Origin of the sequence: Paenibacillus sp. FSL H8-0315 (assembly GCF_038005365.1) — a bacterium.
Classification (GTDB): Bacteria; Bacillota; Bacilli; order Paenibacillales; family Paenibacillaceae; genus Paenibacillus_AQ; species Paenibacillus_AQ odorifer.
The window spans coordinates 4,154,910-4,171,350 of record NZ_JBBOTA010000001.1; the positions used below are offsets into that span (position 1 = coordinate 4,154,910).

The following is a 16,441-nucleotide window of genomic DNA, read 5'->3' on the forward strand; positions in this document are numbered from 1 at the left end:
TAGCTGACTCCGAAAGGAAGACCCATTTTTGAAAACTCCTATATCTATCATAAATTGGCTAGAGCACAACGAAATCATAAACGACTTATTAAATCAGGAAGACAGCTTAACTGCGCATACAATGGATCAAGGATTTGAAGCTGAGGTCATGAGGATTAATTCTGATCAAGAGAGCTATGTACTGAAAACATGGAATAAGGAATCCAGACCGGATGTCCAGTTTCAATATCGTTTATTGGATGTTCTATCCGAACGAGGAGTAGCCGTCTCTAAACCAGTGGGCTGGGGAATCAATCCGGAGGGACATAAGGTGTTGTTAACAAGTTTTGACGGAACCCCTATTCATAAAATGAATACCAGGAAAATGAAGGAACTCGCAAGCCTATTAGCAAAAATACATAAAATTCGCGTTGAAGAGATTGGAAATATACAACTGCCAAAATACGATTTCATCGGCTACTTTTTCCCTGAAGCTAAAGAACAATCTGATATTTATAATGTATTGACTTCTCTGGTTGAGCAAACTCCAATGAAGCAAGACTGTATCATTCATGGGGATTTTCATATCGGAAATATAGTGGAGGATAAAGAGCGATATACCATAATCGATTGGACGAACGGCCAGTTGGGAGACTCTAGATATGATTTTGCCTGGTCACTTATTCTGCTGAAAATATATATCTCTGAGCGTTATGCTGATGTGTTCAGAACTGCTTATCTATTGGAAAATGATATGGATCAGGAAGAACTTGAGATCTTTGAAGCTTGGGCATGTCTACGGTGGATTTTGCTGAATAGAAGAGGTAGCACACCGAAAGGGCCTAATACAACGAAGAGAGTGAAAGGCTTAATCGCTAATAATCGGTTTTTAAAAAAGATGGATAGTAAATTGTTCTGATGTACGCAAGGATGGATGGATTTTCTGGGAGATTGGAAATGTAGTGTAACACCGTACATTATTACGTTATTAAATTATTTGTGGTATATTAAAGGTAGAAAAGACGTAAAATGCAAAGAGAGCCGTGCTGTAACACGACTCCCAAGGCAATAGCCGCTTTTAAGGGCGGTAGGCTTCAGCAAATAGGACACGACAGATAGACCGCATGCCTTTGTGAGTGGGCGGTCTATTTGCGTTTATTGGACAGCAGCGCTACGATAAGCGAACCAAAGGTTAGCATAAGCATCATTGCTTCAAACACTGTCACAAGGCATCCCTCCCTTCGGTGAGAGGTAGCCGACCGACCCTTTAAGCCTATTCTATTTGCTCCACCAGTATAGCATAATCGTTTGAAAGAGAATTAAGACTCTTGTCATAATACTCCCTAGGATTGGAGTAGTTTTCCATTTCCTCTCTTTGTCTCCGCAACTCTCTCCATTTTGAAACTTCCGTATCACATTTGCGATTTTTTGATTCCCAATTGTAGGACGTACCTCTCTTTCTAAATCTCTTCTTTGCGAATTCCCAAACATCCGATTTTCATTGGATTTTCAGTTTGGGTGTTTATAATGCTTTTTATGAATCGGGGCAGCGGATTGTAAAGGGCTTTCGATTGCGCAAAGGAGGTTTTCCATGATAAGAGGAATTAAAAAAACATTGTATCTCATACTTGCATTCTTTATCGGTCTTTTTATCGCATCCTCCTTTTTTATTAGGGCGAAATATAATTATTTCGTATATGGGGACACGCCAATTTTGGAGAGACAACAGCTGGGTCTTTTTATTCTAGTGATCGCAGTGGTGCTGGCATTAAGCGTTATTTTGTATAAAATGTGCCTGAAGCTTAATAAGTACAGTTGGAAAATAGTCATTCCAGCCATACTGCTGTTTTCTTTTGCAATCCAGATGGTGATTATCTTTCTGTTTCCACGCTTGCCGACGGATGATTCGCAGACAGTGCTTTCATTGGCACTCGACATGCTGTACAGGAATGATTATTCGTCGTTTGACACGAACGGCTATCTGCATATGTTTCCGTTTAATTTTTCGATCGTTTTATATTTAAAGACGTTGTTGTTGATCTTTCCGGATAATTATCTGGTAATCAAAATATTTAATATTCTGTTTACACTCTTAACCTCATTAATGATTTACATGCTGTATAAAGAGCTCAATTATAAGTCCAAGGATAAGGATTATGGCATCCTCGTGTTTGCTGCAACCTTTATCCCTTCATTGTTTATGAGTAATTTTATCTATAACGATGTGATCGCTACCGCCTTTCTGACAAGTGCTTTATATTTTGCCATAAGATTTATTAAAAGAAGGTCCATTAAGGATATTCTCTTCGCAGCTCTCTTACTGGCAATAGGCAACTATTTCCGCAGTATCGGTGTTATTTTTCTGATTACCGTGGTGGCGGGTCTTTTATTTAACATACGTTCTATCGGGGTGAAAAAGGTTTTTAGCGCTTTGTTTATCACGGCCATATTGTTTAATGTTCCCGGCTGGACGCAAAATGCTGTGCTGCAGGCGACGAATGTTGTAGATGAACCGATGAACGAAAATTCCGCACCTGTCTACATGTGGCTGAATATGGGGATCAATCTGGAGACGTTTGGGTTCTGGGACAACCGGGAGAGCTACGCTATCTATCAGCAGGATGCAAATTATAATAAGGCAGAAAGTACGGAGTTATTTAAAGAAGAAATCAGTAATAAACTCTCCGAGGCGGGCCTAAGTGACTTAGTGAAGATGTATTATAAAAAAATCGTTTGGACATGGACGGAAGGAACCTACCAGATGGAACGATATGGGCTCGGAAATGACGGATCATCCAGTAACGGGGGAAGAATGGGCTTTGTCATGGACCGTTATAGCTACACTAATGCTGCTACGGATTTGTTTAAGGCAGACTCCAATTATAGAAGCGGAATGTTGTGGCTGCTGTATGTTCTGAATTTTCTGATGTATGTATTTATACTCGTTCGCTTAATGGGTGGAATAAGAGCCAAAAGATTTGAAGAGACCTCTTTGATTCTTGTGGTGCTGGGCTTTATCGGATTCTATCTTTTATGGGAGATCAAGTCCCGGTATATTTACCCGGTGTATCCGCTGCAAATCGTATTATCCTACATGGGTTTTAAGGACGTATACGATTATATGTTAAAAAGATATTTTCCACGTTAACTATGTTCGCTCGGAAAGAGGGGATTCAAAGATGCGGATCAAGCGGTATTTCGCTTTGCTCATAGCAGTGCTAAGTTGTTCCATGGTGCTCGTCTCCTGCGATGCTATTACCGCACAGAAGATAACGAGTACTGACTCCGGGTCAAGAGCGAACGGGGGACAGGGCTTCACCGGCGGACGGGGGAAAGATGGGGGCGGATCTCCCGGCATGAATGGTGGGTCAAGGAGAAACGGCAACCCAGGTACAGATGGCGGTGGCGCACAAAGTGGGCGGCAGTGAACAAATTTCATGAACTTGCCCCAAGCCTACGAAGATTAAGTGTGATAGGATAATGTTACATTTAAATTCCCCGCGGGGGTAAGAAAAGGGAGCACCATGAGAATCATTATATCGCCTGCCAAGAAGATGAAGATGGATACGGATTTCTTGGATTGCCGCCAGATGCCGCAATTCATAAGCGAGTCGCAGACTCTTCTGGCCTTATTACAAAAGTTGAATTATGAAGAAGCCAAATCGTTATGGAAATGCAATGATGCCATCGCCACGCTGAATGTGGAGCGGATTCGGGATATGGATGTAACACGGAATCTTACACCGGCTATTTTTTCTTATGAGGGTATCCAGTACCAGTACATGGCACCCGGGGTACTTCAAATGGAGGAGCTGGAATATCTTCAGCAGCATTTACGGATATTGTCCGGATTCTATGGAATCGTCCGGCCATTTGACGGCGTTGTGCCGTACAGGCTGGAGATGCAGGCAAAGCTTAGCGGACCTGGTTTCAAGTCTATCTACGAGTTCTGGAACAGGAAGCTGGCAGATCAGCTGTTTTCGGAGACTGACATCATTCTGAATCTGGCCTCTAAGGAATACAGCAAGTGCATCTCCCCTTACATTGGCGGGAATGTTCGAATGGTTAGTTGTGTATTCGGGCAGGAGATCGGCGGTAAGGTAGTAGAGAGAGCGACCCTGGTCAAGATGGCCAGAGGTGAAATGGTACGCTTCATGGCTGAGCGGCAAATCAGCTGTGTGGAGGATATCAAAGGCTTCGACGGATTTGATTTCAGCTTTGCTGATGAGCTGTCGGATGAGCGTACGTATGTGTTTATTCAGAAAAAGAATGACTAGAGCAAGCAGTACATGATGGGTAATTCTGAAGGGGGTTGAATAACCTGCTTCAGGGTTACCTTTATTTTTTGGTCAACGAAACCAGATGCTGAATTCTAGTTTTTTTAAAGGGGATAGATTAGGGTATAGAGAATAAAGTTCGGGTGGAATAAGAACAGGTTAACGAGGAGGACTTATGATTTTCAAAAGAGATCCATTGGATAAACAGAGCTTACTTAAAGAATTGGATTCGCTAGGTTATTCCGACAGAATCAAGAAAGTAGCAATCCTAGGCCGTGATCATCTCGGATCTGTCCAGTACTCCCAATTACTAGCCTCTTTGCTGGAGGATGGCGTTTATGAAGCACGACTTGCCTTAATCGGCGCCATTGCAACACAAGATGCTGCTATTATTCTATCAGCACTGCGGCATCCCAAGGCAAGTATCAGAAATACGGCTGCGGGTCTTTTGGCAAAGGTGGCTTTGGATGCTGATATTGAACATGAGCTCCCTCATTTATCCCATGATTGCCGCCGTAAGCTGCTGCACAGTATTTCACAGATTAACCGTCAGGAATTGGCGGAACGTTTATTGCCTATGGTGTACGCCCGGTGGGGGGCGGAGGAAGCCGCGATTATATTGCCGGCCTGTTATTCGGCAACGGTAAGTAAATGGCTTGCTGATATCGGATATGCCATAAAAGACTGGAAGAAATTATCCAGCCGACATATTGACGTAGTAGCAGAATACTTTGCAACAACACTGGAAAGCACACCACTTAGGGAAAAAGGCTATGTCTGGTGGAGATTCTCATCAGCTCTGGAGATCCTATGCAATCTGCAGGCAGATTTGGTGCTGGAGTGTGCGCTGAACCATGGACCTATGGGCATCATACATCCTGCGTTAAAAGAACAGCTTGGCACGCTTGTACGCCAAAATCCTAATAAGGTGTATCAGCTGTTAACACGAACGGAGTCGCGGAGCGATCTGATTTCTTATGGTGTTCCTGAAGCTGTTCTTAAAAGGAAAAAATATTTATCCATGGATCAATGGATGGAGATAGCGAAACTACTCGCAGATCACCCTATGCACATAGCAAAGCTGCTTCAGAATATTGCACCCTCTAACCGCAAGGTCATTTTCGATGCTGTGTATGAAGAAGATAAACGCAATGAACGTATTTTTCCGGAAAGATTACTATATGTATTACCACATGCCTTGCGTGACAAGGAAGCCACCCGGATGCTTGGCCTTCGTGAAATCAATGATGACCGGGAGAGAACAGTCAGATTTACTGCTTGCCGTTCTATTCTTCATTCAAGAGCGGGACTTGAACAAGCAACACAGGTATCCAGTGCAGACGAACGTGCCACGGCGCTTATGCAGCTGATCAGAAGTACCGTTCTGTCGAGACAGGGCATGAATGAAACTTTGGTGTATCTGGGCCGGATTAAAAATGATCAGGATCCTGTCCGGGGCGCTGTGTTTAAAGAGCTATCGGAAAGTCCTGCGTCTGTGTTCACGGATGCCCATGTACAAGAGCTTACTTTGCTTGTTGATAGTGTTATAGAGGCCAGAGATACTTCATATGGTACAAAATTTTCCGTTCAACAACTGGCGTTTGCTATTCTCCGGCATAACGCATTACATCCTCACGGTGAGCTGTTTAAGTTTTCTTTAAATACGATTCAGAAATTGGCCAAGCAGAATGGGCAGCTTTCCCTTCCATCCTTGGAGAAGAATTTACCCCGGGGAGTAGAAGAGATTATCTTCGACGAAATTTATACATTAGCTGTACAGGCCAACAAAAGAGAAGATTACAATCTGGTGTTAAGCCTAGCTAGCTCTTTCGGTAAAAGAGGTTACGGCATCATAAAACTTCAGAATCTGTTAAAGGAAGCAACGAAGGCAAAGGCGGATTCTACAGCCATACAAGCGGCCAGATACTGGCTTGCGCCTCGTACAACGCGTGATGCCAGAGTTAAGGAATTATTAGTTTTAGATAAATCGTATATTACGATCCATGAAGTGTTCCAGCATCTGCATCTGAAGCGTCAGGAATGGCTCGATCCTTTTATTTCAGGAGCTGTCATTAAGGGCAAGTTCCTATCAGGCAAAACTATCTATCTTGTGCCGGCCGCGGATGGATTCTACAGATGGCTGCCACGTCAGCAACAAGCTTTAAGTGCCTTATTAGAAAAAATTGCATACGATGCCAAACGTAATCTTTGGGAGCGTGCAAGCGTTATTAAGATCATGGCAAGCATGCCTGATCTCGGTTCGGATAGGTTACTTGGGCTTATGCAGGATAAGGAAGTAACTGTAGTAGAAGCTGCACTTCATGCCTTTTCGCTTATGGAAGAACCGGAGAAGGCACTTCCCGTTCTGCTGGAGAATCTGGATGGGGACCGGGCCCGTGTAGCCATGTACTCGATACCCAGATGCATCCGCAGGGTGAATCCGGTGTTACTGGTTACCATGCTGAAAGAGCTTCTGAATCGGGATAAGCTGAAGATCACTGTCAGAAAAGAAGCCATCCGCTTACTGGGCGCTTATAGAAGCGATGACAGCCTTCCGCTATTGATGAATGAGTTCGAGAAACCCAATGCACACAAGGATGTAATCATAGCCATAGGGCATGCTGCGAAACAGCTTTTAGATGATGAACGCGCTTGGGATATGTTAAGTACAATGGCTTCTTCATCAGAAAGTGACATTGCAGGAAGTTTATTATCTCAACAGCCTAATGCTCTTCCGCTAGACTTTAGACCACGTTATCTAGGATTAATCCTTGAAATCGCAAGGCACCAAGATGCGTATATTGGCAGATATGCTTTCATTTCTATGATGCGGTGGACAAATGGAAATGAAGGGATTGTTGCAGCTGCCACCGCTCAGTCTATTACGGATTTGGAAGACAGCACTAGATGGGAAACTGCTATGAACACGCTGGTAGAAACCTGTCGCGATGGTAAGATCAATGAGGTTGTAGTTGGTGTATGTCAGAGACTGGTTAGTGCAGCGATAAGGGATGAATGGAACGCCACTGCCAAAAGAGATTTGCCTCATCGGCAACGTCTACTGAAATTAGTCAACCAGCTGATAGCGTTGCCAAAAATCACCCGGATGCACCTTATCCCTTTGTATACGGATCTGATTGACTGTCTGGCATCTGATGAGACCTTACAGCAAGCTGTGATGAAATTGTATATAGCAGCAATAGATTGGAATAATGTGAAGGAATCCGCCAATTATCTCAATCGGATGGTTACCACTATTTCAAAGCAGCCCCAGCTATTAAGCGATGTCTATAAGCAGGTCGCGTATAATTTAGAAGAGAGCACGGGATACTGGAGTCCGGAAACTTTATTGGAAATTGTAGATGTTCTAGGGTCTGAGAGCCGTTATGAATCTCAGTATATTGGACTTTCGTTGCTTGAAGTTGCCGGAAGTGCTCTATTGTGGAGTCCAGAGCCTGCAGAGCGTCTGCGGTTGTACAGAAATCACACGAACCTTGCGGTTCGCTCACTTGCGCTAAATATTTGGACGGCGATAGATTAGTTTTTGATATTTTTTGAAAATAATAAAACATCAAAAAGCTCAGGCTGCAAATCGGCCTGAGCTCTTTTGGTGTTTATTCGATTAAGCTTCCATCTTCTGTGCTGTGTAGAGGCGGTAGTAAAGGCCCCGCTGTGCGATAAGCTCATCATGTGAGCCGCTTTCCGCGATGCCTTTGTTAGATACGTACATAATACGATCGCAGTTTTTTACGGTGGAGAGGCGATGCGCGATAATGAACGAGGTGCGTCCCTTAAGCAGTTCATTCAGCCCTTTTTGCAATAAGCGCTCAGTCTTCGCATCAATGGAAGAAGTGGCTTCATCCAAGATGAGAATGCGCGGATCTGCCAAAAGTGTTCTTGCGAACGAAATGAGCTGCCGCTGTCCTTGAGACAGCTTGGAGCCACGTTCATTGACCTCTGTCATGTAGCCTTGATCGAATTCACGGATGAATTCGTCGGCGCAAACGGCCTTTGCAGCGGCGATTACTTCTTCTTCGGTCGCATCCAGTCGGCCGTACCGAATATTGTCCAGAATGGTACCGGAGAAGATGAAGCTATCCTGTAACATAATCCCCATCTGGCTGCGAAGAGATTTTAACGTCACCTGCGAGATATCCTGGCCGTCGATCAGAATCTGACCACTGGAAATGTTATAAAAGCGTGAGATCAGATTGACGACGGTTGTTTTGCCCGCACCTGTGGGTCCTACCAGCGCGATGCTTTCTCCCGCTTTGACCTTGAAGGAGATATTCTCCAGAATATTAAGCCCCGGGTCATAGGCGAAAGTTACATCGTCGAAGGTGACATGGCCCTGTACAGATGGCAGTGTTTTTGCATCCGGGATATCACTGACGGTAACCGGTTCATCCAGCGTTTCGAAGATACGCTCAAGATAGGCAACGGCGTTGATGAAGTTATTGTACAGGTTCGAAAGATTCAGAATCGGCTGCCAGAAGCGGGCAGCGTAGCTGCTCATCGCCAGAATGACACCGAGGGTCATGTCTTGAGGACTCAGTGTTAGTAGGCCTACAAGGAAAATTAATGATGTAACGATCGTAGACAAGTTGTCTACAGAGAACGGAATAAGTAAGTTGTAACGTTGAGCCTTCATCCATTCTTTACGGAAATTACCCGCGAGACGTGTGAAGATTCCTTCGTTACGTTGTTCCCGGGAGAACATTTGTGTCACACCAATACCGCTGATGCTCTCTTGCAGATAGGCGTTCAGGTTAGAGCTTTTGTTGGACACTGCTTGCCATGCCCGGCGTTGCCGGGTTTTGATCAGCAGCATGATGCCAAGGAAGACTGGCAGTCCGGCAAGGATGACAAATGAGAGTCGTACATCGACAGCGAACATGAAGGCTGCGATAAAGAGCAAATTCACGATTTCTAGAATAAAGTTGATAATCCCGTTGGACAGCACATCTGAAACGGCGTTGACGTAATTTACGACCCGGATAAGGATCTTGCCCTGTGGGCGGTCGTCATAATATTTGAAAGGCAATTCTTGCAGATGCTTAAACAAATCCGTTCGGATGTCAAAAATAATATCCTGCCCAACACTCGTCATGATGCGCGAGCGTATCGTAGCCAGATAAACGCTGACCACGATGGTCACAAGCATCAGTGCAGCCCAACCCAGCAGTGCAAGCTTCTCTTTTGCCGGAATGGTCACGTCGATGACATGTTGCATGATCAGCGGAGCCGACAGTGAAATGGCTGCTGAAAGTGCACTGAGCACGAACGCAACAATCATTGGCGTTTTCTTTCGTTTAATATATACCATCGCACGCCGGAAGTGTTTTATATTAAACGGCGATTCAAGATTTTCATCGACGTCAAATTTATTCCTTGCCACTTGCGGTCACCTGCCTTCCAATACCCTCGTTCTGCAGTTTAAACACTTCGTAATAGTAACCACGTTTCGCTAGCAGTTCAGTGTGAGTCCCTTCCTCAACTAGCTTCCCGCCATCCAGAATAAGAATACGGTCGGCTTGCGAGGTAGTAGATACACGCTGCGCAATAATAATTTTCGTACAAGGATAGTCCAGTTCACGTAGACTTTTTTGGATATGCTCCTCCGTCTCAAGGTCGACCGCAGAGGTCGTATCATCGAGAATCAGGATAGGACGGTGTACCGCCAAAGCACGCGCTAAGGCAATACGCTGCTTTTGCCCCCCCGATAGTCCGACTCCGCGTTCCCCGACAACGGTATCATAACCTTCAGGCATTTTGGTAATGAAGTCGTGTGCGGCTGCGAGCTCTGCATAACCCATTGCATCTTCTTCCGGAAGATCAGGATCGCCATAGGCGATGTTTCCATCAATGGTATCAGAGAACAAGAGTACATCTTGGGTCGCCATGCCGATATTTCCACGAAGTTCATCAAGCTCCAGCTGCCGAACATCAACACCGTCTACGAGTACGCGCCCTTCAGCTACATCGTAGAAGCGAGGGATGAGGTTGATGATTGTTGTTTTGCCTGATCCTGTCGCGCCCATGATTGCTACAGTTTCACCGGGTTCAACGGTAAAGCTAATATCGTCCAGCACGATAGCGCTATCATATTTGAAGCGGACATGATCGAATTCAATACGGCCTTCATAACGGCGTTTGTCAGTGACAGTATGCTCATTAACAATATTTGGCCGGGCATAATAGATATCTACGATTTTGGACAAGCTCGCAAAAAAGCGCTGAATGTCGTTGATAATGATACCGATGTTGCGCATAGGGTTCGATATAGCCCAAATAAGCGAAGAGAAGGCCATAAACTCACCGAAGGTGATCCGGCCGTTCATAAGGAACAAACCACCAACCAACATAAGGATTACGTTGAAGCCCTGAGCGAAGGATTCCAGATAAGGAAAATAATCAAGCCATACAAGGGCGGCCTTTTTGTTCGCTGTAGAATAGTTGACATTCTTCTCTGTGAATTTTTCGACCTCGAATTCCTCACGGGCAAAAGCCTTGACCACACGGTTGCCTGAGATATTCTCCTGTGTAGTCGTGTTAAGCTGGGACAGCCGTTCACGCAAGTCAATATACATAGGACGGACGCGTTTAGCGAATATGTAAGCCACGATAAAAATGGGCGGTGACAGGATAAGCATCCACAGCGTCAGTTCCGCATCTATGGTGAAAAAATAGATAACGGCGGCAAGGAAGATCGTTAGCGATTCAATGATCGTCTTAAAAATCCAGGCCATAGAGTGACGAACCATGTCCAGATCGCCTGTCATCTTGGTCATAAGATCGCCGGTACGATTATGATCGTAGTATTTTCTGTCCTGTCCCTGAATTTTGTTGTACAAATAAATGCGGACATTGTACATCATATTTTGCGAGGATATCTCGTACTGCATGGTCGTGAAATATGCGAGACCTGTGCGCAGTAGAGAAAATCCGATCATGCCCAGACAGAGCATAATCAATAATTGCCGTTCTTGTGTAAGATTCTGCAGAGCGTTGTCACCGGCTATAAACGTATCGACAATGCGCTGACTGATGTACGGATTCACGATTGTAAGACTTGAGCCCACCACCGAAAGGCAGAGTGCCAGAATGTATCGCGTCCGGTTTCCCTCTAGGTTCTGCCATAGCCATTTCAGTTCGAACATCTGATCACCTGTTTCTGATTGTTCTTGTTCCTTCACTCTTGCCTGAAAAGAGTAAATAAAACAAAGTGATTATAACATTATCAAATGACTAAGTATCGTTTACGGTAAAATTTCCTTGTTACATTATTGTTACAAAAAAATGAACTTATTAATGATGTGAATTTCACCTTGTGTAATGAGGGTTTGCCATTCGGGCTTGGGCGTTCTAATTATGATAAACTGAGACAATGTAGAGTAATTAGACTTAGTTCGGATAGGGACAGGAGGAAGAGGAATGAGTTTTGTTGCTGTAAAAGGGGAGTACAAGCGTTACAAGATGGGCGAGAATGTAATTGTCGCGAATGACGGGATTGATTTTGAGATAAAAAAAGGTGAATTTGCCGTGATCGTCGGCCCAAGTGGTGCGGGTAAATCTACGGTGCTTAATATTCTGGGTGGAATGGATTCCGCCGATGAAGGTCAGGTCATTGTGGATGGCATTGATATCGCCAAGTTTAGTGCCAAGGAGCTGACAGGCTACCGCCGAAATGACGTAGGTTTTGTATTTCAGTTCTATAATCTAGTACCTAATCTGACCACACTGGAAAATGTTGAGCTTGCTTCGCAGATTTCCCCGCGTGCACTAGATGCACGTAAGGTGCTGGAGGATGTGGGTCTGGGCGCGCGGTTAGATAATTTCCCGGCTCAGTTGTCCGGTGGTGAGCAACAACGTGTCGCTATCGCCAGAGCGTTGGCTAAACAGCCGAAGCTGCTGCTCTGCGACGAGCCGACAGGGGCGCTTGATTATAACACCGGCAAGCAGGTGCTGAAGCTGCTGCAGGATACTTGTCGTAACACCGGGACAACGGTCATCGTAATTACACATAATCTGGCGATCGCTCCGATGGCTGACAGGGTTATAGAGATTAACAACGCTAAGGTACGGAAGATGGTGATCAATCCTTCGCCGGTATCCGTTGACGATATTGAATGGTAAGGAGAAGGCATCTATGAAAAAGCGAGCATTGTGGAAAGATATTTTTCGTGAAATTGGGCATACCAAAGCCCGGTTTATTTCGATTTTTGCAATTATTATGTTAGGCGTCAGCTTTTTTGCCGGAATCAAGGCTACTGGGCCAGATATGCTGAATACAGCTGGAACCTTTTACAAAGAGCAGCGCTTGATGGATCTGGAGGTGCAGACTAACTACGGCCTGACCGAAGACAACATTGGATTACTCAGAAATGTACAGGGGATCGATGAGATTCAACCGAGCTATAGTGCAGATGTATTCATAGGTGATAATGCCTTAATACTTAAAGTCAATTCTTACAACACGGATAAACCACTTAATCAATACCGTATTATTGAAGGCCATCTACCGGAGCGTTCCGGTGAAATCGTGCTGGACGATAAGCTAGCGGAAGAATATGCGTTGGGTGACAAGGTATCTTTTAGTGGAAACGGTACGGATGCGGAGCTGTCGAACAGCTTCGAAAGACTGGAGTATACTGTAGTTGGCTTTGTTAGAAGTCCACAGTTTATTGAGCAAAGTACCCGGGGCACCAGTGGGATCGGCAAAGGTACGGCGGATGCGTTCGCCGCGATCCCGGAGTCAGATTTCAAGCTTCCGGTGTATACGGAAGCCTATCTGTCCTTTAAGGATACAGCCGGAGTGAAGGCTTATTCGCCGGAGTATGAAGATCTGATCGAACAGCATACCCATGCTGTAGAGCAGGCGATGTCCGGCGTGCCGGAAGCACGGCTTGCTGAACTGCGTGCGGAAGGCGAGAAGGAGCTTTCTGGTGGCCGCGCAAAGGTGGCCGCCGCCGAGCAGCAGCTTGCGGATTTGCAGCGCCAGCCGGAGGAAGTGCAGCAGGAACAGGCTGCAAGTATAAAGGCAATTGCTGCCGGACTTGCTTCTGCCAAGGAGGAATTGGCGGCAGGGGAGCAAAAGCTTGCAGAGCTGGAGCAGCTTAAGGTCTACGTTACTGACCGAAGCGCTAATCCGGGATATGCCGAATATAAAGATAACGCTGATCGGTTGTCGGCGATTGCCAGTGCGTTTCCTGTGTTCTTTTTCCTGATTGCTGCGCTGGTCAGCTTGACGACCATGACACGGATGGTTGAGGAGCATCGCCTGCAGATCGGGACACTGAAAGCACTTGGTTATGGCAACCGCGACATTATGGCCAAATTTCTGGTCTATGGTACGCTTGCCAGTCTGGCGGCTTCAATTGCGGGTCTTGCGGTTGGTTTTACCCTGTTTCCGGGTATTATCTACGATGCGTATAGTGCAATCTATAATTTACCGGATATCACGAAGAACTTCTATCTTTCGTATTCGATCATATCCGTTATCGTAGCGTTAATATGTACTACGTTGACGGCGTGGATTGCTTCACGGGTAGAATTACGCAGCAATGCTTCCGTATTGATGCGTCCGAAGGCACCAAAGAGTGGTCAGCGTATTTTACTGGAGCGGATCACTTTTATATGGAAGCGATTGAGCTTTGTCCAAAAGGTTACCGCACGGAATCTATTCCGCTATAAGCAGCGGATGTTCATGACTGTATTCGGCGTGGCTGGCTGTACAGCGCTGATCCTGACGGGATTTGGTCTCAAGGATTCAATTGGCAGCATCGCCGGGTCGCAATTCGGCACGATTATGAAATATGATGCACTTGTGGCACTGCATGAAGATGTGTCTGCCGATGTGCTAAAAGCCTACGACCAACTAATCACTGGTGAATCTGCAGTAACTGGGACGCTGAGTGTGGCGCAAGAACGGATGACCGCACATGCTAGTGGTGTAAATGACCAAGAGGTTCATCTGTTCGTTCCTACCTCCGTTAACTCTTTATCCGATTTCGTGGAGTTGCGTGATCGAAAAAGTGGAGAAGGACGGATGCTTACGGATGATGGGGCTATTATCTCAGAGAAGCTAGCTAAGCTGTATGGGCTGGAGTCTGGCGATAAATTGACCGTGGTGGACAAAGATAATGAAACATTCGAGATTGAGGTCGCGGCGATTACAGAGAATTATGTAATGCACTATGTTTATATGACACCGGCGTATTATGCTTCTGTGTTCGGAGAAAAACCAGTATTCAACACAGAACTTCTGAACTACACCGCACATGATAAAACATGGGAAGACAAATTTGGTGAGAAGCTGACGGCTAATGAGGGCGTCGCTGCCATCAGCTTTTCCAGCAGTGTAGGTTCCGCCTTCGATGAGACTATGAAGAGTATGGACGTTGTAACCTTGGTGCTCATTGTTTCAGCGGCGGCGTTGGCTTTTGTCGTCCTCTACAATTTGACCAATATCAATGTGTCTGAGCGGATCCGGGAGCTGTCAACCATTAAGGTACTGGGCTTCTACGACAAGGAAGTAACCATGTATATTTACCGCGAGAATATGCTGCTTAGCCTACTCGGTATTGTGGCTGGATCGGGTCTCGGCATAGTGCTGCATAGCTTCGTCCTGAAGACGGCCGAGCTGGATGCGACGATGTTCGCTCCGATCATCAAGTGGCCAAGTTATATTTATGCGGCGCTCCTAACCCTATTGTTCTCCGGTATAGTCATGGCGTTCATGCATATTAAGCTCAAACGAATCCATATGATAGAGGCTTTGAAGTCGGTGGAATAGCATCTAAAAATGCCAGAGCTGCGGCTCTTTCTATGGAATAGCTTCACTGGAGTCCGAAACTATGCCTGAGGTTATCGGACGCTATCGGACACAGATGACCTTAAACGCCGGATTATCCGCCATTTGGGATGTTATCGGACTCCACAGCAGCTATTGGCATAAAAAATGCCAGATGTGAGGCTCTTTCTATGGAATAGCGCCACTGGAGTCCGAAACTATGCTTCTAAGGCGATAAACGTGCAAATAGCGCCCCCTGGGTCCGTAAGTAACTGGAGATGGTTAGGACCCGAAGATATCGGAGCCATCAGATGCCATCCGACGATTTCTGACGATATTGTTTGCTATCTGAATCTATGCCTGACGCTATCGGACGCTATCGGACCCAGATGACCTTAAACGCCGGATTATCCGCCATTTGCCATGGTATCGGACTCCATAGCAGCTATTGGCATAAAAAACGCCAGAAATGAGGCTCTTTCTATAGAATAGCGACACTGGAGTCCGAAACTATGCCTCAAAGGTGATAAATGAGCAAATAGCGTCATCTGAGTCCGGAAGCAACAGAGAGCATTGATTTGGCGATGTGCACGAGGGTATATGCGTAGATTTAGAAGTAGTTGCAGAAGTAGAAGTAGAAGTAGAAGTAGAAGTAGAAGTAGAAGTAGAAGTAGAAGTAGAAGTAGAAGTAGAAGTAGAAGTAGAAGTAGAAGTAGAAGCAGAAGCAGAGGTAGAGGTAGAGGTAGATACAGCTGAACCGAATACTCGGAGCCGCTTCGCCTATCTACGCCTAGCTTCTCCTATCCGCTCCTAGCTTCGCCAACCTAAACTGCAGACAACTAAACAACAGAGCAGCGTTCTCAAACGAGAGAATCGCTGCTCTGTTGTCTTTTTACAATATTAAAATGCATTGAACTGTCTCCTGCATAGGAAAAAGCTACTTAAGCGACATGTGCAGGATAGGAAAAGGATTACCTTGTTCGTCGAGTGCTGAACGCTCAAAAACCTGAAATCCCATATGCTCATAGAAACCTAAAGCTTGGGGATTTTGCTCATTCACATCCACGAGGTGTACGGCGAGTTTCTGCATGACATAAGCTACTAGCGCTTTTCCAACCCCTTTTCCCATTGCAGCAGGTTCTACGAACAGCATTTCAATCTTTTTATTCTGAACCCCTATGAAGCCAAGCAACTGTTCCTCATCATCTGTAAAAGCAAACAAATCGCTTATGCCCTCAAGCGCCTGCGTGACCAGCGGCCGCAAAGCATCAATATCCTGCTCGGATAGAAAAAGATGAGTATGCCGCACGGATGATTCCCAAATGTTCAGTAGACGGTTTAACAATTCTTCATTTCTAGTTGTGAAGATTTTTATTGAGTCCATATCTTTCCC

12 protein-coding genes are annotated in these 16,441 nt (G+C 45.5%); 8 read left to right on the forward strand and 4 right to left on the reverse strand.

Features of this window, described 5'->3' with window-relative positions; translation table 11 throughout:
• The first annotated feature begins 28 nt into the window (after window positions 1–28).
• Window positions 29–898 carry an aminoglycoside phosphotransferase family protein gene (locus tag MHB56_RS18100; RefSeq protein WP_076128561.1) on the forward strand — a complete coding sequence of 290 codons (870 nt, stop codon included), beginning with the start codon at window positions 29–31 and terminating at the stop codon, window positions 896–898.
• Between the two features lie 226 nt (window positions 899–1,124).
• Here MHB56_RS18100 and MHB56_RS29875 read toward each other — a convergent pair whose 3' ends face one another.
• Entirely contained in the window at window positions 1,125–1,205 is an 81-nt protein-coding gene (locus MHB56_RS29875; protein WP_367946913.1) for a putative holin-like toxin, read from the reverse strand.
• 365 nt (window positions 1,206–1,570) lie between these two features.
• On the opposite strand from MHB56_RS29875, the gene MHB56_RS18105 reads away from it, so the two are divergent.
• The 4 genes from MHB56_RS18105 to MHB56_RS18120 all read left to right on the forward strand — a co-directional run bounded on the left by MHB56_RS18105 (window position 1,571) and on the right by MHB56_RS18120 (window position 7,797).
• Window positions 1,571–3,127 (forward strand): glycosyltransferase family 39 protein, encoded by a 1,557-nt coding sequence (locus tag MHB56_RS18105; protein ID WP_341143832.1) that lies wholly within the window; start codon window positions 1,571–1,573, stop codon window positions 3,125–3,127.
• Between the two features lie 31 nt (window positions 3,128–3,158).
• Window positions 3,159–3,407 (forward strand): hypothetical protein, encoded by a 249-nt coding sequence (locus MHB56_RS18110; RefSeq protein ID WP_076306694.1) that lies wholly within the window; start codon window positions 3,159–3,161, stop codon window positions 3,405–3,407.
• A 96-nt stretch (window positions 3,408–3,503) separates the two neighbouring features.
• Window positions 3,504–4,256 (forward strand): peroxide stress protein YaaA, encoded by a 753-nt coding sequence (gene yaaA, locus MHB56_RS18115; RefSeq protein WP_076279447.1) that lies wholly within the window; start codon window positions 3,504–3,506, stop codon window positions 4,254–4,256.
• 175 nt (window positions 4,257–4,431) lie between these two features.
• On the forward strand, window positions 4,432–7,797 hold the full coding sequence (locus MHB56_RS18120) for a HEAT repeat domain-containing protein (protein ID WP_341143833.1): 3,366 nt from the start codon (window positions 4,432–4,434) through the stop codon (window positions 7,795–7,797).
• A gap of 81 nt (window positions 7,798–7,878) precedes the next feature.
• On the opposite strand, the gene MHB56_RS18125 is transcribed toward MHB56_RS18120, so the two are convergent.
• A complete protein-coding gene (locus tag MHB56_RS18125) occupies window positions 7,879–9,654 on the reverse strand; it encodes an ABC transporter ATP-binding protein (protein WP_036684845.1) in 1,776 nt (591 codons plus the stop codon).
• Window positions 9,641–11,416 (reverse strand): ABC transporter ATP-binding protein, encoded by a 1,776-nt coding sequence (locus MHB56_RS18130; RefSeq protein WP_076098706.1) that lies wholly within the window; start codon window positions 11,414–11,416, stop codon window positions 9,641–9,643. The genes MHB56_RS18125 and MHB56_RS18130 overlap by 14 nt, the downstream gene beginning before the upstream one ends.
• Window positions 11,417–11,690: 274 nt before the next feature.
• Between MHB56_RS18130 and MHB56_RS18135 the strand changes: the two genes are divergently transcribed.
• From MHB56_RS18135 to MHB56_RS18145, 3 genes are all read left to right on the forward strand, one after another.
• Window positions 11,691–12,392 carry an ABC transporter ATP-binding protein gene (locus MHB56_RS18135; protein WP_036684849.1) on the forward strand — a complete coding sequence of 234 codons (702 nt, stop codon included), beginning with the start codon at window positions 11,691–11,693 and terminating at the stop codon, window positions 12,390–12,392.
• Window positions 12,393–12,405: 13 nt separating this feature from the next.
• Complete coding sequence (locus tag MHB56_RS18140) at window positions 12,406–15,051, forward strand: FtsX-like permease family protein (protein WP_341143834.1); 2,646 nt, start codon at window positions 12,406–12,408, stop codon at window positions 15,049–15,051.
• Window positions 15,052–15,634: 583 nt separating this feature from the next.
• Window positions 15,635–15,862 carry a hypothetical protein gene (locus MHB56_RS18145; RefSeq protein WP_341143835.1) on the forward strand — a complete coding sequence of 76 codons (228 nt, stop codon included), beginning with the start codon at window positions 15,635–15,637 and terminating at the stop codon, window positions 15,860–15,862.
• A 123-nt stretch (window positions 15,863–15,985) separates the two neighbouring features.
• On the opposite strand, the gene MHB56_RS18150 is transcribed toward MHB56_RS18145, so the two are convergent.
• Complete coding sequence (locus MHB56_RS18150; protein WP_076190108.1) at window positions 15,986–16,432, reverse strand: GNAT family N-acetyltransferase; 447 nt, start codon at window positions 16,430–16,432, stop codon at window positions 15,986–15,988.
• Window positions 16,433–16,441: the final 9 nt, after the last annotated feature.